This window comes from Pseudactinotalea sp. Z1732, assembly GCF_049724975.1.
Taxonomy (GTDB): domain Bacteria; phylum Actinomycetota; class Actinomycetes; order Actinomycetales; family Beutenbergiaceae; genus CALKWS01.
Map to the genome: position 1 here is coordinate 1 of NZ_JBMPQC010000011.1, position 18,148 is coordinate 18,148.

The window sequence follows — 18,148 nt, forward strand, 5'->3', positions numbered from 1 at the left end:
GGCTAACGCTATGGCTTACCGCTGACGGCGTCGAACACCGGAGCCCGACCGGAGTAGGGACGGAGTCCTATCGAGGATCGGAGGTTGATCGTGCGGACCACACGACAGTTGAGCGTCACCCTTCCCAACGACATGGCCGATGTTCTGCGTGAGCGGGTGCGATCTGGTGCGTACGCCAGTAAGTGCGAGGTCATCCGGGATGGTTGGCGTGCGCTGTTCGCTCGCGACCAGGCGGTCGAAGCGTGCCAGCGCGAGGAGGTTGTTGCTTCCTACGGCGCGCTGGTGGCCGATCCCAACGATGTCGCGACCGGCTGACGATGTTCGCACTCAGCTTGCGGCAAGGCACGCCGCGCGCCGGTGAACGGCTACCGCGTCGTGTTCCGGCACGAAGCCATCGAACACCTTGAGGAACTGTACGGCTACATCGCCGACGCCGCCTTACCACAGTCGCTGACCGCTACACCGAGGCGATCGTCACCTACTGTGGGGGCCTGACCAACTTCCCACACCGCGGAAGTGCGCGCGATGACATCCGGCCGGGACGCACAGGCGGCTACAAGTAGCGCGTCGTCAGCGCGTTCAAGCCGCGCCGGCTTCGTGATCTGCGGTGGTCAGGAGGCCTCGTTGAGGCGCCGCACGACGTACTGGTTCAGGCTGAGTTGCTCGTCGGCGGCCTCCATCGCGAGTTTGCGGTGCAGGCGCTCACCGACCCGCAGGTTGAACTTGCTAGAGTAGGACCGCGATGACAACGGCTCGGGAACGTCCTCGTCGTTCGAGCGCAGGTCGATGAATCGACACGTGGACTACGAAGGGGTGGCGGGGATGCGACTGAACAGGATCGCTGGTCTCTCGGCGGCGGTGATCGTGGGGGCAGTCCTTACCGCGTGCAGTGTTGGCGGGGGTGCGGAAGCGGCTCGGGACGACACTGCTCCGGTTGCCGCTCAACAGCACGATGAGGATGTACCCGAGGCCTCGGGCGATACTGCTATGGATGATGTGGCGCTCTGTACGGCGTTCGGTGATGTGCTGACAATCCTGGAGAACGCGAATGTGGGGCTCGATGAGGACCGAATGGAGGCCCAGGAGCAGCAGGGGTGGTACAGACTGGCCACGCGGGTGCTGGATCGTCTGCCGTCGGACGGCGATAGCGACGTGAGTCGGGCGATCGCCGATCTGCAGGTGATCGTGCCCGTGGTACCGGCCGGTGCAGGGCTGGAAGTCGACGGGGTCAGGTCGCCTGACTGGAATGAGGCCAAGGGAGCACTCGATACCGCATGTGACGACGTCGACGCCCCACTGGCGATCAATATGTTCACCGGAGGGTGAGTCACCAGCGCCTGCGACCGTCGTCACGCGATGAGCGGCAACGGCTCCTGGGATCGCTCAGTCCACACCTGCGCTGACCAGGCAGGTTCAGCGTGGGGCGCCCTGCCCGAGCACGGACAACGCCCGGACTGACTCGGCCAGTTCCGCCACGGTGCGATCCAGGTCGGGCTCGGTCACCGCGGCACCGAAGGTCATCCGCACTGCCGTGCCGGCCACCTCCGGCGACAGCCCCAGGGCGAGCAGCACCGGTGAGGGCTCGTCCCTGCCCGCCGCGCACGCCGACCCGGACGAACACCGCACCCCGCGGCGCTCCAGTTCCAGCAGCACCGCCTCACCGGCGGTGCCGGGGAAGCAGAACGAGGCATGCCCGGGCAGGCGGCGCTCGCGGTGGCCGGTGAGGATTGCGGTCGGGATCGCCGCCAGTACCGCATCGATGAATGCCTGCCGGCGGGCTGTGACGACCCCTGCGTGCTCGGCACGTTCGGACTCGGCCTGCGCCAGTGCGGTGGCTAGGCCCACGGCTCCGGCCACGTTTTCTGTCCCCGAACGGCGGCCGTTCTCCTGCCCGCCACCGTGGATCACCGGTTCCACTGGTAGCCGGCCCCGGATGAACGCGGCGCCGCTGCCCTTCGGCGCGCCGACCTTGTGCCCGGAGAGGGTCAGCGCATCCACGCCGAGGGCCCGCACGTCCAGATCCAGCCACCCGGCGGCCTGGACCGCATCGGTGTGCCACAGGGCCCCGGCCTCGCGGGCCAGGGGTACCAGAGCGGCCAGGTCCTGCACCGTGCCGATCTCGTTGCTGGCGTAGGCGATGCTCACCAGGGTGGTATCGGGCCGCAGCACCTGCTCCAGTGCCCGCGGGGTCACCACACCGTCGGAGTCCACCGCCACCATCGAGACCTCGAAGCCGTGGTGGCGCACCAGGTAGTCCACCGAGGCGGTGACCGCCTCGTGCTCGATCGGGGACGTGACCAGATGCCGCCCCCGCGGGCAGGCCAGCGCCAAGCCCTTGATCGCCAGGTTCGCCGCTTCGGTACCACCGGCTGTGAAGGTAATCTCCGCGGCCCGCCCGCCCAGCACACTGGCGACGGCTCGGCGGGCCCGGGTGAGCCCGTCCTGGGCGCGGGTGCCCAGGTCATGGGTGGAGGAGGGGTTGCCGAATTCGGCGGTCAGGTAGGGCCACATCGCCTCCAGGACCTCCCGGCGCACCGGGGTGGTGGCGGCATCGTCCAGGTGCAGCACACTCACTGGCCGGCCTTCATGCCGACACCTGCACATCCAGGCCCAAGTCCAGGGCCGCCACCGAGTGCGTCAGGGCCCCCACCGAGATCACGTCCACCCCGGTGCCTGCGATGTCGGCGACGGTGTCCAGGCTGACGTTGCCGCTGGCCTCCACGATCGCCCGGCCATCGATCAACGCGACGCCCTGACGCAACTGCTCCAGGCTGAAGTTGTCCAACATGATCGTGTCCACTCCCGCGGCCAGCACGGCCTCGATCTGGTCCAGACGGTCCACCTCCACCTCCAGGTGCACGGTGTGCCCGAGCCGCCTGCGTGCTTTCCGCAGAGCCTCGGTGACATCCAGGCCGGCGGCGGTCAGCACCGCCAGGTGGTTGTCCTTGAGCATCACCGCATCGGAGAGCCCGAACCGGTGGTTGTGCCCACCGCCGGCCCGCACCGCATGGTGTTCCAGCACGCGCAGCCCCGGGGTGGTCTTGCGGGTGTCGGCGATCCGCACCCCGGTCCCGGCCACCGCCGCCACATAGCGGGACGTGGTGGTGGCGATCGCGCTCAGCCGCTGGGTGAAGTTCAACGCGATCCGCTCAGCCTGCAACACCGCCGCAGCCGGGCCCTGCACCCGGGCGAGGGTGTCCCCGGCCACGAACTGCTCGCCGTCGGCCGTCATGAGTGTGACCTGCACGGCGGGGTCGGTGAGGGTGAATGCGGCGGCGAGCACCTGCCCGCCGGCCAGCACGCCACCGGTGCGGGCCACCAACTCCGCGGTTGCGGTGGCCGACGGCGGAAGCACGGTCGCGCAGGTCAGGTCGCCCCAAGGGGCGTCCTCGGCCAGGGCGGCGCGGACGATCGGGTCGATCAGGGCGGCGGTCAGCATCAGGTCCTCACCAGGGTCGGGGTGGCGGCGCGGTTATCGGCGCTGTGGTGTGCCGATGTCGCGTCCGGAGGGCTCAGTGGCCCGGCGAGGGCATCGGCACGGTAGTGCGACCCGACCGAGGCGGTCCGGGCCAACGCCGCGGCGGTGGTGGCCCGGGCGAGCAGGAGCAGGTTGGCGTCCTCATGGTCGGCGATCGTGCGCGGCAGCGGCATCGTGGCCGACCAGGTATCCAGGGTGTCCAGGGCCCGGCGCAGTCCGGCGCCGGTGCGAACCAGGCCGACGGCGTCCCACATCAGGTGCTGCAGGGCCCCGCGGGAGAACGCGGTGCCGTCGGTGGGGTCCAGACCGGAGTCAGCAGGGCTCTGAGCGCCAGGGTGGCCCGGATCCGCGCGGAGGCGGGGATCGGTGGCGGAGTGGCCACCGGGGTAGACCTCGGCATGGTTCGTCAGGGCCGGACCCGCCGAGTGCTTGGCAGGTGAAGTCCACGACGACGGGGGCGCAGTCAGCGCGGTGGCCGCCCGGTGGGCGAACACCGCGCCCTCCAGCAACGAGTTCGAGGCGAGCCGGTTTGCCCCGTGCACCCCGGTGCGGGCGACCTCACCGATCGCGTAAAGGCCTGGGATGCTGGCGCGTCCGTGCAGGTCGGTGCTCACCCCACCCATGGCGTAGTGGGCCGCGGGGGTGATCGGCACCGGCTCGGTGCGCCAGTCGAGCCCGGTGGTCAGCACCGCGGCGTGGATGCTGGGGAACCGGGTGGTCAGCCGATCGGCCAGCGTTGTGGCATCCAGCAGGACCGGGGCCCCGCCCTGGGTGGCCATCTGGGCCGCGACGGCCCGGGCCACCACATCGCGCGGGGCCAGTTCGGCATCGGGGTGCACCTTGGTCATGAAGCGCCGCCCGGTGGCGTCCCGCAGCACCGCGCCCTCACCGCGGACCGCCTCGGAGATCAGGAAACCACCGATCGCCGAGATGGTGGGATGAAACTGATAGAACTCCAGATCCGCTGCCTGCGCGCCGGCGCGCAGGGCAGCCGCCACACCGTCACCGGTGGCAACCGCCGGGTTGGAGGTGTGGGCGTACAACTGCCCCGCGCCTCCAGTGGCCAGCACCACCGCGTCGGCGGGCAAGAAACGCCGAGGCCCCGAATGCTGTGCCGCGGATGCGGACCGCTGGTTCGAACGCTTCTGCCGATCGGTCGCCGGTGGTGGTGCCATGAGCACCTCCACGCCGGCTACCCGGCCGTGCTCGGTGCGGATCTCGGTAAGAAGGGTGTGCTCCAGCACGCGGACCTGGCCCTGTTCACGCAACCGAGCGATCAGCGCTGCGGTGATGTGCGCGCCGGTGGCATCGCCCCCGGCGTGCAGGATCCGGGGATGAGAGTGCGCCGCTTCCAGCCCACCCGCTAGGCCGTCGGCGTCGGTGTCGAACGCGACTCCCGCGCTGAGCAGGTCGGCGATCCGCTCCGGGCCCTCGGTGCACAGCACCTGTACCGCCTCGCGGTCACACAGCCCGGCGCCGGCGCGCATCGTGTCAGCGGCATGCGCACCGGGGCTGTCCCGGTCGAAGATGGCTGCGGCGATGCCGCCCTGGGCCAGGGAGGTGTTGCTCAACTCCAGCGGCCCCTTGCTGATCAACGTCACCTCGCAGGTGGTGCTGGCGCGCAGGGCGCACAGCAGCCCGGCGATCCCGGAGCCGACCACCACCACTCGGGGGCGGGTCACGTACCGGGCCTCGCGGCGAGCATCCGCTCCAGCGCCACCGTGGCGGGCCCCGCGTCCTCGGCGGGCACCGAGATCTGGTTCAGCACTTGTCCGTCCACCAGTGCTTCCAGTACCCAGGCCAGGTAGCCGGGGTGGATCCGGTACATCGTCGAGCATGGGCAAATCACCGGGTCCAGGCAGAAGATGGTGTGCTGCGGGTGCTCGGCTGCCAGACGCTGGACCAGGTTGATCTCGGTGCCGATGGCGAAGGTGGTGGGCTCGGTGGCCCCTTCGATGGCCCGGCGGATGTAGTCGGTGGATCCGGACTCATCGGCGGCATCGACCACCGGCATCGGGCACTCGGGGTGCACGATCACCCGGACGTCGGGGTGCTCGGCGCGGGCCTTGTCGATCTGGGCGGTGGTGAACCGGCGGTGCACCGAGCAGAAGCCGTGCCAGAGCACCACCTGGGCATCACGCAGCGTCTGCGCATCGTTGCCGCCCAGGGGGCGGTTCGGGTTCCACGTGGGCATCGCCTCCAGCGGCACCCCCATGGCTTTGGCGGTGTTGCGGCCCAGGTGCTGGTCGGGGAAGAACAGCACCCGCTGGCCCCGCTCGAACGCCCAGCGCAGCACGGTGTCGGCGTTGGAGGAGGTGCACACGATGCCGCCGTTGCGCCCGCAGAACGCCTTCAGGGAGGCGGCGGAGTTCATGTAGGTCACCGGGACGACCGGGACGCGGGACGGGTCAGGGTGAGTTCCGTCGTCGTCGGCCCTCTTGTCTTGATCGACGCGGTCCATCTCGGCGTAAAGATCTCGCAGTTGCTCCCAGGCGTCCTCCACCTGGTCGATGTCGGCCATATCCGCCATCGAGCAGCCGGCCGCCAGGTTCGGCAGGATCACCGACTGCTCCGGGCCGGAGAGCAGATCGGCGGTCTCGGCCATGAAGTGCACGCCGCAGAACACGATCGCCTCGGCCTCCGGGTGGGCCCGGGCGGCCTTGGCGAGCTGGTAGGAATCACCCACGTAGTCGGCATGGATGATCACCTCGTCGCGCTGGTAGAAGTGGCCGAGGATCACTACCCGTTCACCGAGTTCGGCGCGGGCCGCGCGGATGCGTCCGTGCAACTCATCGACCGGTGCATCGCGGTACTCGGCCGGAAGTTCACCCTGGCGCGGGGCGGTCGGGGGCAGGACGTCGCCCATCGAGGCACCGGGGCCGTATCCGCCCGGATCGAAGGCCCACGGTCCCTGGGCGAGGTCGTCGGAGCAGGTTTCGTCATCGGTGGCGCCGGAGCGCACACCCTGGATCAATATGTCGACGGAGGCGGTGGTCATGAGGTCCTCTCGGAGAGCAGCACGGGCCCCAGCGGCCCGTGGTCGGTCATGGACATGGACTCGTCGTAGCGGTAAAGGCGCGCCGGGCGGTGCCGCCCGCCGGTGCGCATCTCATCGGTGGCCACCACGTGCCCGGAGGTGAGCACCTGGCGGCGGAAGTTCGCCGGGTCCAGACGCTTACCGAGCACCACCTCGTGCACCTCGCGAAGTTCGGCCAGAGTGAAGGTCTCGCCCAGGAAGGCGTGCGCGATCCGGCTGTGCGAGACCTTGGTGCGCAGCCGCCATAAGGCGTAGTCGACGATCAGGTTGTGATCGAAGGCGAGGGTGGGCAGGTCATCGGCGGGTAGCCAGCGCACGTTCTGCCGGGCGGGGGCGTGGGTCACTTCGTCGATCCCGACCAGGGCCCAGTACACGATCGAGACCACCCGGGTGGCGCCGGGGGAGCGTTCGGGGTCGCCGAAGGTATAGAGCTGTTCCAGGTACTTGGGCTGCAGGCCCGTGGTGGAGTGCAGCGCCCGCCGGGCGGCGCCGGTGGGTCCTTCATCGGCGGCCAAGGGGCCGCCGGGCAGGGCCCAGTGGTTGTCATAGGGCGCGCGCAGGCGGCGCACCAGCGGGATCCACACCGTCGGCTCACCGCGCGGTTGGAGAGGGTCGTTGCTGCGCAGCGCGAAGATCACCGTGGATACGGCGAGGTCGATCGCGGACCCGGTGTCCATGGGCGCTCCTCACCACAGTAATGGTAGATGTGACTATAAGAAGTCGATTGCCTTAGTGTCGCACAGACACTTACAAAATGTACAGGGCCTTCTATATCGGCCCGATTCAGGCACCGGACTTGCTAGCGTGTGACCAATCGAGCCGGAAGGGGGCCCGTGACGACTGGCGGTAGCGATCGCGCAGGGGCGTGGGTGCGGTTCACCAGGGGCCCACACCGACGATGGATCATCAGCGCTCTTGTGGTCCTGGCCACCGGCGCCATCGTGGCGAGCGTCGCGCTGTGGGGGCCGGGCGGATGGTGGGCGATGCTCACCGGGCTGATCCTCATCGGTGCGGGCCTGATGCTTGCCTCGAGCGCCCCCGGATCGCATCGCCGGTACCGGCTGTTGGCCGGCGGGTTGGTTGCCGTCCTGGTGGTGGCAGGTGGCCTGAACGCGGTCCGGTTGGAGCCCTGGCGCACGCCCGGTTGGCACGTAGGGCCGGACGATGACCTGGTGGCACGGGCCGGAACGGTAGCGGTGACCCTCGATCCTCGGGGAACGCTGCAGGGCTGGCAGGCACAGACCGGCGAGCAGATGTGGCAGATCCCCGATACCGAGTTGTCTCTGGACACCCACTGGGCGACCGGCGACGGGGCTGAACTGATCTTCTGGTCGTTGTTGCTGGACCTCCCTGGTGACCAGCGGGTGGTGCTGCTGGATGCCGAGCGCGGAGAGCTACGGTGGACTGCCGACCCCGGCCGTGGCCTCACCCTGGGGCGGGTGACTGAGGATGTCCTGGTGTTCACGCTGAGCACCTTCGGCGGGTACGAGCGCGAGGTCCTTGCTCTGGACCGCACAGATGGGTCCGAGGTATGGCGTACCGATGGCTCGCTGGCCATGAACTCCCGTGGACTGGACCGAAACTCCGACGCAGAAGCCGTCGGCTGGTTCCAACTGATCCACGGTGCCGACTACGCGTTGATCGAGCATCACGAGGCCGCTGCGGAACTCACCCTTGTCGAACTGGCCACTGGCGCAGAACACCTCACCTTGCCGGACCCCGGTACGGACCGTCAGGATTACGAACTGATCGACGATGTGGTGATCCACCTCGAACCAACCGGCGCAGAACTCGGTGTCTCGGCGCAGTCGGTGGCGGGGGAAGCGCTGTGGCGGGCCACCCTGTCCACCCCCGGCCTGTTGTTCTACGCCGCGGTCGACGGGCACCTGCGAGTGGTGGACCAGCAGGGCTATTGGATCATCGACCCCACGACCGGGGCCGAGCAACGTCACGCCTGGCCCGACGGGGCCCTGGCTCCGTCTCCGCAGCGGAGTCACTACGGATCACCATGGCTAGCGTTGCGTCGGGATGAGGGTGGGCCGCTGCTGTTCAACACCTCCACCGCGGCGTCCATCACCCTGGACCGGCGGTTCCCGCTCGTCGATAGGTTGGGGGTGCACGGCACGATGAAATCGGATGTCCCACCCCCGCAGCCGCAAGCAGCCAGCGGCCATGTCTATGACCACTTCGGACGGTTCCACGCCGTCAATCTGGCGCTCGGGGACGACGGGCACGGAGACTTGCTCGTCAGCGACCGAATGGGCCGGCTGACCGATGGGCTGCTGCAGATCGGTGACCGGGTTGTGCCCCTGCCCGAACCGGAGCCGTAGACTGGCTAGGCCCGCCGGGATTGCGCACGCAGGGCCCCGGCGCGCCTACGATGTGCTCAGTCCGCGATGTTCACGAAAGGTCCTGCCGTGGTTCCGACCGCCCGTTTGCTCAAGGTCATCAGTGCCCTGCTCATCGCTGTCCTGGCGCTCGGCGCCTGTTCCGCACGGCCCGGTACCGCCGCGGTGGTGGACGGGCGCACGATCAGCGAGAACGACCTGTCCGTGGCCTCCTCCGAACTGAGCGAGGTGCTCGGGCAGCCGGTGAACTCCCAGGCGGTGCTGCAGATCCTGATCGTGGCTCCCACGATGATCCAGGTCTCCTCCCGTTACGGGGTCTCGGTCTCGGCCGATGAGGCCCAGGACTTCCTCATCGGTGAAGCAGCCTCCAGCGGGCAACAGGTGGCCGAGGGCGGCTACGACGCCGGCACCGTCACAGTGGGTCGCTACCTGCTGCTGGACAGCGCGGTTCGCAGTTCCACCGAAGGTCCCGCCATCGGGGCGGACCTGCAGGAGGAGTTCGCGGGTCTGAATGTCGAACTCAGCCCGCGGTACGGTGAATGGACCCCGGATGCGGGACCCACGCCGGTGCAGCCGGAGTGGATTCTGAACCCGGTCGAGTCGGCCTGATCCCCGGACCCTTCGAGCAGGCGCAGGAGGGGGTGGGGCCGGTGCGTATGAACGGCACCCAGCCGGTCGGTACCGGCCTGCTCCGCGCAGTGGCGGTGATGGATCGGCTGCGTTCTCCGGGCGGCTGCCCGTGGGATGCCGAGCAGACGCACGCCTCGCTTGCGCCCTATGCGGTGGAGGAGGCCCACGAACTGGCCGAGGCCGCAGAGTCCGGCCAGGCGGACCACTTGCGTGAAGAACTGGGGGACCTGCTGCTGCAGGTGCTCTTCCATGCCCGCATCGCCGCCGAGGCCGAGGACGGCTTCGACATCGACGATGTCGCGGCCGCTTTGGTGGACAAACTCACCTACCGCCACCCCCACGTCTTCACCGACGACGGCGAGCGCGGCCTGTCCGCGCAGGAGGTCACCGACCAGTGGGAGGTGCTCAAGGCGGCCCAGCAACGCCGAGCCTCGGTGTTGGAGGGGATCCCGGCGTCGCTACCGGCCCTGGCCCGGGCACAGAAAGTGCTGAGCCGGGTGGACAAGGCGGGGTTGGTGCTTGATGCCGACACCGCCGGGCCGGATGACGCCGTGAGCGAGCAGATCGGCGCGGACCTGCTGGATCTGGTCCGCGCCGCGCACCGCCAGGGCGTTGACGCCGAGGCGGCCTTGCGAGGCCGCATCCGGCACCTGGAGGAGCAGGTGCGTCGCGCTGAGGGCTGATTGCTGCCGGTCTCCAGGTCCACACCCGCCTCGGTTGCCACCCGTTACCCCGCGTGGGGAGCCGGGCAGTGCGCGCAGAGGGCTCGGCGCACTATCGTGTGGGGCGGACCGTGCTTATGTTGTCGATGAATTGGAGTGAATAGTGGCCACTATCGAGGCCCTGGGTGCCCGCGAGATCCTTGACTCACGCGGCAACCCGACCGTTGAGGTCGAGATCGCCCTGGACGATGGCTCCTTCGCTCGCGCCGCCGTACCCTCCGGGGCGTCCACCGGTGCGTTCGAGGCGGTGGAGCGCCGCGACGGTGACACCACCCGGTACCTGGGCAAGGGCGTGCAGGACGCCGTGGCCGCGGTCACCGAGACGATCGCGCCGGAGGTGCTCGGCCTGGACGCTGCCGACCAGCGGTTCCTGGACCAGACCCTGATCGACCTGGACGGCACCGCGAACAAGGGCACCATCGGAGCCAACGCGATCCTGGGGGTGTCCCTGGCTGCCGCGCGTGCCAGCGCCGAAGCGGCAGATCTGTCGCTGTTCCGCTACCTGGGCGGCCCGAACGCGCACCTGCTGCCGGTACCGATGCTGAACATCCTCAACGGCGGCTCGCACGCCGACTCCAACGTCGATATCCAGGAGTTCATGATCGCACCGGTCGGTGCGGGCACCTTCTCCGAGGCGCTGCGCTGGGGCACCGAGGTCTACCACGCACTGAAGTCGGTGCTGAAGTCCCGTTCCCTGGGCACCGGCCTGGGCGACGAGGGCGGCTTCGCGCCGAACCTGGAGTCCAACACCGCCGCGCTGGACCTGATCCTGGTCGCGATCGAGCAGGCCGGCTTCAAGGCCGGCTCGGATATCGCCCTGGCGCTGGATGTGGCGGCCACGGAGTTCTTCGCCGATGGTGCCTACAACTTCGAGGGCAAGGCGATCTCCCCGGCCGAACTCATCGACTACTACGCGACACTGGTGGCGGACTACCCGCTGGTGTCCATCGAGGACCCCCTGAGCGAGGACGAGTGGGACTCCTGGAGCGATCTGGTGGCCAAGGTCGGGGACAAGGTGCAGATTGTGGGTGATGACCTGTTCGTCACCAACCCCGAGCGCCTGGCCCGCGGCATCGAGACCAAGGCCGCGAACTCGCTGTTGGTGAAGGTCAACCAGATCGGCACCCTGACCGAGACCTTCGATGCGATCTCCCTGGCTCAGCGCCACGGGTTCACCGCGATGGTCTCCCACCGCTCCGGGGAGACCGAGGACACCACCATCGCTGACCTGTCGGTGGCGGTGAACGCCGGGCAGATCAAGACCGGTGCGCCGGCCCGCGGGGAACGCATCAACAAGTACAACCAGTTGCTGCGCATCGAGGACGAACTGGACAGCGCCGCCCGTTACGCCGGTGCGTCGGCGTTCCCGCGCGCGAAAGCCTGAGGCCGGCTCCGACGGCTGAGCATCCCCCGCGAACGCGGCGTTGGCCCGGTTCCGATCTATCGAGAGCCGGCCAACGCCGCGTTCGGCGTCGGTAGCGGGGTGCGACACTCCACCGCCGGCTCGCGGCTTTTGCCCCGCGGGTGCGTGACGATGTTGTGGTGAATGCCCGCCGCCCGAGTGCCCCTCGTGCGCCTTCGCGCGCCCCGGGGTCGAAACAGCGAGGCGGGACCGACACCACCACCCGGGGCCGGCGGGGCCGCAGCGGCCCTTCGGCGCCCCAGCCGGGGCTCAGTCCGGGCAAGACCGCCCGGGTCCCCCAACGGGGTGCCGGCCGAGCCGCCGTCGTCGATCCCGAACCGCCGCCGCGGCAGATCACGGTGCGCACGCTGGTGCTGTTCCTGGTGGTCCTGATGGCCTTCATCGTGGTGACTCCCACGCTGCGCGCCTACGTCACCCAGGCCGAGCAGCAGCGCACCTTGGTGGCCCAGATCGAAGCCGCCGAGGAACGCAACGTCCAGTTGCAGCGCACCCTGGACCGATGGGATGACCCCGCCTACGTGCAGGCCCAGGCCCGCGAGCGACTCGGGTTCGTCTACCCGGGGGAGACCGCCTACCTGGTGGTCGACCCCGAGATCGTGACCGGCGAAGAGGTGGAGTCCGATCCCGACGGCGACGGCCCGGTGATGATGCCCCAGGTGGGGCCCTGGTACATCACCGTGACCGACTCGTTGCGGGTGGCCGGTGAGGCGGGCGAGGAATGACCGGGCCGGTAACCGAAGCCGACCTGGTGACGCTGGCCGAGCAGTTGGGCCGGGTCCCGCGCGGCGTGGTGGCGATCGCGGCCCGCTGCGTGTGTGGCCGGCCCCTGGTGGTGCGCACGGCACCCCGGCTGGAGGATGGCACCCCCTTCCCCACGATGTACTACCTGACCCACCCCGCCGCCGTGGCGGCCACCTCCACCCTGGAGAGCCGGGGCGTGATGAAAGAGATGACCGAGCGCCTGGCCACCGATGCCGATCTGGCCGCCGCCTACGCCCGCGCCCACGAGCAGTACCTGCGCAGGCGTGCCGAACTCGGCGATGTCCCCGAGATCGACAAGATCAGCGCCGGAGGTATGCCCACCCGCGTCAAATGCCTGCACGTCCTGGTGGCGCACTCCCTCGCCGAGGGGCCCGGGGTGAATCCGTTGGGCGATGAAGCCCTGGAACTACTCGCCGAGGTGTGGAGCCCGGCGCGCTGCCACTGCTGAGCCGCGCCCACTACGGCACCGGTGCCCGGCCCGCGGGCCGGCGGTGGCCGCCGGGGGTGAAGGCACGCCGACGATCTGGCAGGCTGTCCGGGTGAAACGCGTCGCCGCCATCGATTGTGGAACCAACTCCATCCGCCTGCTCATCGCCGACGTCGACGACGGGTCCGGCCTGCACGAGATCACGCGTCTGATGGAGGTGGTCCGGCTGGGCCAGGGGGTGGACCGTACCGGGCGCTTCGACCCGGAGGCGCTGCAGCGGACCCTGGAGGCCACCTCCGGGTATGCCCGGTTGTGCGAGGAGCACAGGGTGCAGGCGATCCGGTTCGTGGCCACCTCGGCCAGCCGGGATGCGTCCAACAGGGAGGAGTTCTTCACCGGGGTGCACCAGCGCCTGGGGGTGGAGGCGGAGATCATCAGCGGCGCGGAGGAGGCGCGGTTGTCCTTCACCGGGGCGATCAGTGTGCTCGAGAACGGCACGGAACCGGACGGCGGAGCAGGGGTCCGGCTGGTGGTGGACATCGGCGGTGGTTCCACCGAACTGGTCAGCGGCACCGGCGCGACCCAGCACGCGGACGCTTCGATGGACGTGGGGTGCGTGCGGATGAGTGAGCGGCACCTGCACTCCGACCCGCCCACGCGTGCGCAGATCGAGGCGGCCCGCACCGATATCGACGCCGCGCTCGATTGTGCCGAGCAGCGCGTCGATCTGGGCCGGGTGCGCTCGGTTGTCGGCGTGGCCGGTTCCATCACCACCGTCACCGCGCATGCCCTGGACCTGCCGTCCTACGACCGGGACCGGATCAACGGGGCCCGCCTGGCTGTGCCCGAGATCAGGATGGCTTGCGATGAGTTGCTGCGGATGCCTCGTGAGCAGCGCGCACAGTTGCCCTACATGCATCCGGGCCGGGTGGACGTCATCGGCGCCGGGGCGCTGGTGTGGGACCGGGTGCTGGACCGGGTGGACCAGCGGGTGGCCCAGGCCGGTGGCGTGCTGGAGCCGGTGGTGACCAGCGAGCACGACATCCTGGACGGCATCGCGCTGTCGCTGGCCTGAGAGCATCCTCAGGCGTCGTCGCCGACCTCCGCCACTGCCTTGGCGGCCTCGATCGCGGAGGTGTTCACGCGCGTCCAGGCATAGGGCAGCAACAGTGCACTGAGCGCCCCAGCGGCCAGGAACGGGGTGCGCAGCGCCCACTCCCTGCCGAGCCCGGGTTCCAACCAGGTGACCAGCAGGCCGCTGACCAGCACGCCCAGGGACATGGTGCCCCAGCCGAAGAACCGGTAGACCGAGTTGACGCGGCCGAGGAGGTGGTCGGGGATGATGCGCTGGCGCAGCGAGACGGTGATGACGTTCCACAGCACGATGGCGAACCCGATCAGCACCGAGACCGCCCACACCGCCAGGCCGGAGGATAGCAGCCCGATCGCGGTGTACCCCAGGCCGAAGGTCATCATCGCCGACAGCAGCGAGCGTCCCTCGGTCAGCACGGCCGCGACGCGCTCGGCCACGAGGGAGCCGGCGATGGCGCCGGTGGCGATGCCGGTGAGCAGGAGCCCGAACTGCCAGCCGTCGAAGAGTCCCAGTACGTCCTGGGCGAAGAGCACGAACAGTGCCGTGGCGATCGCGCCGGCCAGGTTGCTCGCCCCCAGCAACAGCGCCAGGGCGCGCAGCACCGGGTGGCGCCACAGCCATCCGAAGCCCTCGCCGATCTCCGCGCGCCAGGCGATCCGCTTGCTGCGTTGCACGGTTGCGCCGCGGGGCCGGAAACTGCCCTTCAACGAGAAGATCAGCACTGCGCTGATGGCCAGGAACACCGCGTTGGCCCCGAACGGGATGGCGATAGCGATCGCCACCAGGAACCCGGCCAGGGGTGGGCCGACGAAGTTGTTCAGGGCCGTCTCCGCGCCCCACATCCGCCCGTTGGCCTTCTCCAGCAGCCGCTTGTCCACGATGGAGGGCAGCAGGGTCTGGGCGGTGTTGTCCCGCAGAACTTCGGCGAACCCGAGCAAGAGCGCCATGAGGATCAGGGCGATCAGTAACAGGGTGGACTGGGCCGGTTCGGGAGCTCCGGCGGCCAGTTCGGCCGGGGTGGGCAGGCCTTCCTGGTGCAGGAGGAGGACGACGGCGAAAACGGCGACGACGACGAACCTCGCCACGTCCATGGCTGCGACGAGGTAGCGCCGGTCGTACCGGTCGGTGATCACCCCAGCCGGAAGTGAGAACAGCAGCCAGGGTAGTCGGGACGCCAGGCCGACCAGGGTGATCCATAACGGATCGCGGGTCAGGGCTGAGGCCAGCCAGACCACGGCGATCGCCATCAGCCCGTCGCCGAGGTTGGTCAGGGCCGAGGCGGAGAAGAGTTTCCAGTAGTTGGCGCCGAGGCGGTGTTCGCTCGTGGGCGCCTCCGGGGTGGGTGCTTGGGGCTCTTGCGCGTGCACCTGGCTCGGGCTCGCAGCACCGTCGCTGCTCGGCTGATGGGCGTCGTTCATGGTGCGGACCTTCCGATGTGCTCTGTCTCGGAAGACCGCGCTCTGCCCTCTTCCGCCGCCGTCAGCGGGCGGCGGGTGGTGGGGTAGAGGGCAGCCGCGAGGGCGTACGTGGTTTGGCCCGCCCTGGGTTCCTCGGCGAACTCGAGCAGGAGGTCCTGCAGGCGGGTGCTGAAGGCTTCGGCGCGTTCGGCGGGGATACGGGCGTGGCGGATGTTCGCGAACACCTCGTGGCGTTGCTGGGCCGGGACCTGGGCGAGCTCGGTGGCCGCCGTGCCGATGGCGCGCTCGTCGGCCCCGGCGCCCTCGGCGATGCGGTGGTACCAGAACACCCGCGCGGTCCGACCGTAGTACTTCGCTTCCAGGGCGCGGACCTTCTTGGTGCGCACCACGTGCACCAGCCCGGCGTCGGAGAGCACCCTGAGGTGGTGGCCGATGGTGCCCTTGGGTTTGTCGAGCGCCTCGGCCAATTCGGAGGTGGTGGCGGCACGCTCGCTCAGGGCGCTGACGATCTGCAGCCTGGTGTCCTCGAACAGCGCGCGGTATTGCTCCGGGCGGGAGAATTCCAGGGCATCGGGCAGATCGTAGTCGGGTAGACCACTATGGTCGGCATCACTCGTATGGTCGGTCATTCCCGTATAGTCGGTTAATCCCGACCATCATGTCAAGGATGTGCGGGGCAGTCAGCACATCCCTAATCGCCCAGCGGGCGCCATCGGGAGCCGTGGCATGCTGGTAGGGCGCCGCGCGCGGCGGTGCCCGGCGATCCGTTGAGGAGGAGTGGTGGCTCTGAAGCTGGACCTGCATGACATCTACAACAAGGGGCACCACATCGATCGGGCGCTGGAGGACGTCATCGATGAGGCCGAACGCACCCGCACCAAGACCGTGGAGATCATCCCGGGCAAAGGCAGCGGGCAACTGAAGAAGCGGGTACTGCGGTTCCTCAACCGCAAGGACATCAAGGCCCGCTACCACCGGGTGGAGAAGGACTCCAAGAACTTCGGCCGGGTCTTCGTGCACTTCAAGCACTGAGCCACAGCGGCAGCCGACGCGTCGCCATGGCGTCGCGAACGAGCGACCATGGCCCAGTTGATGAATATGGCGTAGTTGGCGTAGTTGGCGTAGTTGGCGTAGTTGGCGTAGTTGGCGTAGTTGGCGTAAACTGAGGTCATGAGTGCTGACTCGACCGAGTTGAGCGTTGCCGAAGCTCGTGACCGATTCTCCGACCGTGTGAATCGAGCGACATACGGTGACGAGGTTACCTACGTGACCCGGGGGCGCAGCCGCCAACGGGTTGCTGCGATCGTCCCGATCGACTTGGTTGAGGCCTACGAGGAAATGCTCGACCGAGAAGACGGACGGATCGCCCAACAGCGGTGGGATGAAGTCCGCGCAGGCGACGCTGAGGTCGTCTCCGCAGAGGATGTCGCAGGAGACCTCGGTCTGTGAGCCCGGGGTCACCCGGTTTCGAGATCGTCTTTGACGCCCGGGCGCGTAAGGAACTCAGAAGGCTGGATAAACCCGTCGGCCGCCGGGTATACCGGGCGATTATGGCTTTGGCCGATGATCCACGGCCGGCCGACGTTCGGCAACTCAGGGGTCATCCGGGTCTGTGGCGTATCCGGATCGGTGCATATCGGGTTGTGTATGCGATCGATAACGACCAACTGATCGTCGTTATGCTTCGAGTAGCCCACCGCCGTGAGGCCTATCGGAATCTGTGAACGGGCCCGGCTCAGCCCTGCCACCCCCGCAGTGTCGCCTGCGCCCAAGCGCGGACCCGATCGGCGTGCCCATGGGCGGGGAAGGTGCCATCGACGGCCACATCGGCGATCGTGACGTCGAACCGGCCCGCGCGACGTTCCCGAGTGGTCCGGTGCTCAGCGGCGACCTCGGGGCCAGGGGCGGTCTGCGCCGGCTTCGACGGCTGCGGACCCGAAGACGTCGTGGAGCGCCGGTGGGAGTTCGCGCGCCGCGCGCCGGCGGTCCACCGATCCAGTGCCTGCGGACCGCCGTCGCGGTAGGTGCGCAACAGGTCCAGCATGGTCTGCTCCTGCCCGACGGCGAAGGTCGAGGGATGCTGCAGCCGGTAGCAGCACACCACCACACCGTGCAGCGGGCCCCACGGCGCGGCTCGGGAGTGATCCAGGGCCAGCACGCGATCGAACAGTTCGGCGCAGGGCACCGCAGCGGCGGCCCCGCACTCAGGGCAGTCGGCCGCAGCCTGGTCAGTGCGCAGGTGCATGGGGCGATGATGCCGCGCGGCTGCGCCAGGTGGGAACATTTTTGTGCCCGACCCCGGGCGTAAGGTGAGGAGGATGACCGACATGAACGAGTCCCAGGACGGCCCCGGGGTGCAGGCGCTGGCGGCCTCCGGCCTGGCCCATACCCTGCGGAGGCACGGGCCGGTGAAGTCCCTGACCGAGGCCGCCGCAGCGCGCGGAGTGGCTCCGCAGGACATGGTCAAGACGATGCTCGTGCGGCGCGGCAAGGGCGACTACCTGTTCGTGCTCGTTCCCGGGCTGCGCACGATCTCCTGGCCGAAACTGCGCGCGGTGCTCGGGGTGAGCCGGCTGTCCATGCCCGACGCCGACCAGGCCCACCACGTCACCGGCTACCTGCGCGGAGCGATCACACCGTTCGGCTCCGCCCAGACGCTGCCGGTCATCGCCGATGTCACCCTGACCGGCCGGATGGTCTCCATCGGCGCGGGGGAGCACGGAGTCGCCGCCACCGTTGACGCTGATCAACTGGTGCATCACCTCCAAGCGCAGGTCGTCGACGTCACTGAGCCGGAGTAACTGGGCGGA

At 69.1% G+C, this 18,148-nt stretch carries 22 protein-coding genes; 13 read left to right on the forward strand and 9 right to left on the reverse strand.

Annotated elements, in window-relative coordinates:
• Positions 1–84: 84 nt before the first annotated feature.
• Positions 85–315, forward strand: coding sequence for a ribbon-helix-helix domain-containing protein (locus ACPL7H_RS15905; RefSeq protein ID WP_424797777.1), 231 nt, complete (start codon positions 85–87; stop codon positions 313–315).
• Between the two features lie 296 nt (positions 316–611).
• Here ACPL7H_RS15905 and ACPL7H_RS15910 read toward each other — a convergent pair whose 3' ends face one another.
• The gene (locus tag ACPL7H_RS15910; protein ID WP_424797778.1) at positions 612–749 is read right to left on the reverse strand and encodes a toxin-antitoxin system HicB family antitoxin; all 138 of its coding nucleotides are present in this window, start codon (positions 747–749) and stop codon (positions 612–614) included.
• A 37-nt stretch (positions 750–786) separates the two neighbouring features.
• Between ACPL7H_RS15910 and ACPL7H_RS15915 the strand changes: the two genes are divergently transcribed.
• Positions 787–1,326 carry a hypothetical protein gene (locus tag ACPL7H_RS15915; RefSeq protein ID WP_424797779.1) on the forward strand — a complete coding sequence of 180 codons (540 nt, stop codon included), beginning with the start codon at positions 787–789 and terminating at the stop codon, positions 1,324–1,326.
• 87 nt (positions 1,327–1,413) lie between these two features.
• Here the strand turns inward: ACPL7H_RS15915 and ACPL7H_RS15920 are convergent, their stop codons facing one another.
• Genes ACPL7H_RS15920 through ACPL7H_RS15940 form a run of 5 tightly spaced genes read right to left on the reverse strand, consistent with a single transcriptional unit; the run spans position 1,414 to position 7,192 of the window.
• On the reverse strand, positions 1,414–2,568 hold the full coding sequence (locus ACPL7H_RS15920; RefSeq protein WP_424797868.1) for a cysteine desulfurase family protein: 1,155 nt from the start codon (positions 2,566–2,568) through the stop codon (positions 1,414–1,416).
• A gap of 16 nt (positions 2,569–2,584) precedes the next feature.
• Positions 2,585–3,439, reverse strand: a complete 855-nt coding sequence (nadC, locus tag ACPL7H_RS15925; protein WP_424797780.1) for a carboxylating nicotinate-nucleotide diphosphorylase — start codon at positions 3,437–3,439, stop codon at positions 2,585–2,587.
• Positions 3,439–5,160 (reverse strand): L-aspartate oxidase, encoded by a 1,722-nt coding sequence (locus ACPL7H_RS15930; protein WP_424797781.1) that lies wholly within the window; start codon positions 5,158–5,160, stop codon positions 3,439–3,441. Before ACPL7H_RS15930 ends, nadC begins: the two co-directional genes overlap by 1 nt.
• A complete protein-coding gene (gene nadA / locus ACPL7H_RS15935; RefSeq protein WP_424797782.1) occupies positions 5,157–6,476 on the reverse strand; it encodes a quinolinate synthase NadA in 1,320 nt (439 codons plus the stop codon). Before nadA ends, ACPL7H_RS15930 begins: the two co-directional genes overlap by 4 nt.
• Entirely contained in the window at positions 6,473–7,192 is a 720-nt protein-coding gene (locus ACPL7H_RS15940; RefSeq protein WP_424797783.1) for an NUDIX hydrolase, read from the reverse strand. Before ACPL7H_RS15940 ends, nadA begins: the two co-directional genes overlap by 4 nt.
• 192 nt (positions 7,193–7,384) lie before the next feature.
• On the opposite strand from ACPL7H_RS15940, the gene ACPL7H_RS15945 reads away from it, so the two are divergent.
• The 7 genes from ACPL7H_RS15945 (at position 7,385) to ACPL7H_RS15975 (ending at position 13,902) form a co-directional block, all read left to right on the forward strand.
• A complete protein-coding gene (locus ACPL7H_RS15945) occupies positions 7,385–8,845 on the forward strand; it encodes a PQQ-binding-like beta-propeller repeat protein (protein WP_424797784.1) in 1,461 nt (486 codons plus the stop codon).
• An 87-nt stretch (positions 8,846–8,932) separates the two neighbouring features.
• Positions 8,933–9,472: a hypothetical protein gene (locus ACPL7H_RS15950; protein ID WP_424797785.1), complete on the forward strand. Its 540-nt coding sequence runs from the start codon at positions 8,933–8,935 to the stop codon at positions 9,470–9,472.
• Positions 9,442–10,176 carry a MazG family protein gene (locus tag ACPL7H_RS15955; protein ID WP_424797786.1) on the forward strand — a complete coding sequence of 245 codons (735 nt, stop codon included), beginning with the start codon at positions 9,442–9,444 and terminating at the stop codon, positions 10,174–10,176. The genes ACPL7H_RS15950 and ACPL7H_RS15955 overlap by 31 nt, the downstream gene beginning before the upstream one ends.
• Positions 10,177–10,318: 142 nt before the next feature.
• Positions 10,319–11,599, forward strand: coding sequence for a phosphopyruvate hydratase (gene eno, locus ACPL7H_RS15960; protein WP_424797787.1), 1,281 nt, complete (start codon positions 10,319–10,321; stop codon positions 11,597–11,599).
• Between the two features lie 377 nt (positions 11,600–11,976).
• Entirely contained in the window at positions 11,977–12,360 is a 384-nt protein-coding gene (locus ACPL7H_RS15965; RefSeq protein WP_424797788.1) for an FtsB family cell division protein, read from the forward strand.
• Positions 12,357–12,848: a DUF501 domain-containing protein gene (locus ACPL7H_RS15970; protein ID WP_424797789.1), complete on the forward strand. Its 492-nt coding sequence runs from the start codon at positions 12,357–12,359 to the stop codon at positions 12,846–12,848. Before ACPL7H_RS15965 ends, ACPL7H_RS15970 begins: the two co-directional genes overlap by 4 nt.
• A 91-nt stretch (positions 12,849–12,939) precedes the next feature.
• Positions 12,940–13,902, forward strand: a complete 963-nt coding sequence (locus ACPL7H_RS15975; RefSeq protein ID WP_424797790.1) for an exopolyphosphatase — start codon at positions 12,940–12,942, stop codon at positions 13,900–13,902.
• Positions 13,903–13,910: 8 nt separating this feature from the next.
• On the opposite strand, the gene ACPL7H_RS15980 is transcribed toward ACPL7H_RS15975, so the two are convergent.
• Entirely contained in the window at positions 13,911–15,338 is a 1,428-nt protein-coding gene (locus ACPL7H_RS15980; protein ID WP_424797791.1) for an MFS transporter, read from the reverse strand.
• Positions 15,335–15,967 carry an ArsR/SmtB family transcription factor gene (locus ACPL7H_RS15985; RefSeq protein WP_424797792.1) on the reverse strand — a complete coding sequence of 211 codons (633 nt, stop codon included), beginning with the start codon at positions 15,965–15,967 and terminating at the stop codon, positions 15,335–15,337. Before ACPL7H_RS15985 ends, ACPL7H_RS15980 begins: the two co-directional genes overlap by 4 nt.
• Positions 15,968–16,118: 151 nt before the next feature.
• Between ACPL7H_RS15985 and ACPL7H_RS15990 the strand changes: the two genes are divergently transcribed.
• The 3 genes from ACPL7H_RS15990 (at position 16,119) to ACPL7H_RS16000 (ending at position 17,062) form a co-directional block, all read left to right on the forward strand.
• Positions 16,119–16,370, forward strand: a complete 252-nt coding sequence (locus ACPL7H_RS15990; RefSeq protein WP_424797793.1) for a Smr/MutS family protein — start codon at positions 16,119–16,121, stop codon at positions 16,368–16,370.
• A 138-nt stretch (positions 16,371–16,508) separates the two neighbouring features.
• Entirely contained in the window at positions 16,509–16,787 is a 279-nt protein-coding gene (locus ACPL7H_RS15995; RefSeq protein WP_424797794.1) for a hypothetical protein, read from the forward strand.
• Complete coding sequence (locus ACPL7H_RS16000; protein WP_424797795.1) at positions 16,784–17,062, forward strand: type II toxin-antitoxin system RelE family toxin; 279 nt, start codon at positions 16,784–16,786, stop codon at positions 17,060–17,062. Before ACPL7H_RS15995 ends, ACPL7H_RS16000 begins: the two co-directional genes overlap by 4 nt.
• Positions 17,063–17,073: 11 nt before the next feature.
• Here ACPL7H_RS16000 and ACPL7H_RS16005 read toward each other — a convergent pair whose 3' ends face one another.
• Entirely contained in the window at positions 17,074–17,583 is a 510-nt protein-coding gene (locus ACPL7H_RS16005; RefSeq protein ID WP_424797796.1) for a DUF5946 family protein, read from the reverse strand.
• A gap of 73 nt (positions 17,584–17,656) precedes the next feature.
• Between ACPL7H_RS16005 and ACPL7H_RS16010 the strand changes: the two genes are divergently transcribed.
• Positions 17,657–18,139, forward strand: a complete 483-nt coding sequence (locus ACPL7H_RS16010; protein ID WP_424797797.1) for an aminoacyl-tRNA deacylase — start codon at positions 17,657–17,659, stop codon at positions 18,137–18,139.
• The last annotated feature ends 9 nt before the right edge of the window (positions 18,140–18,148 follow it).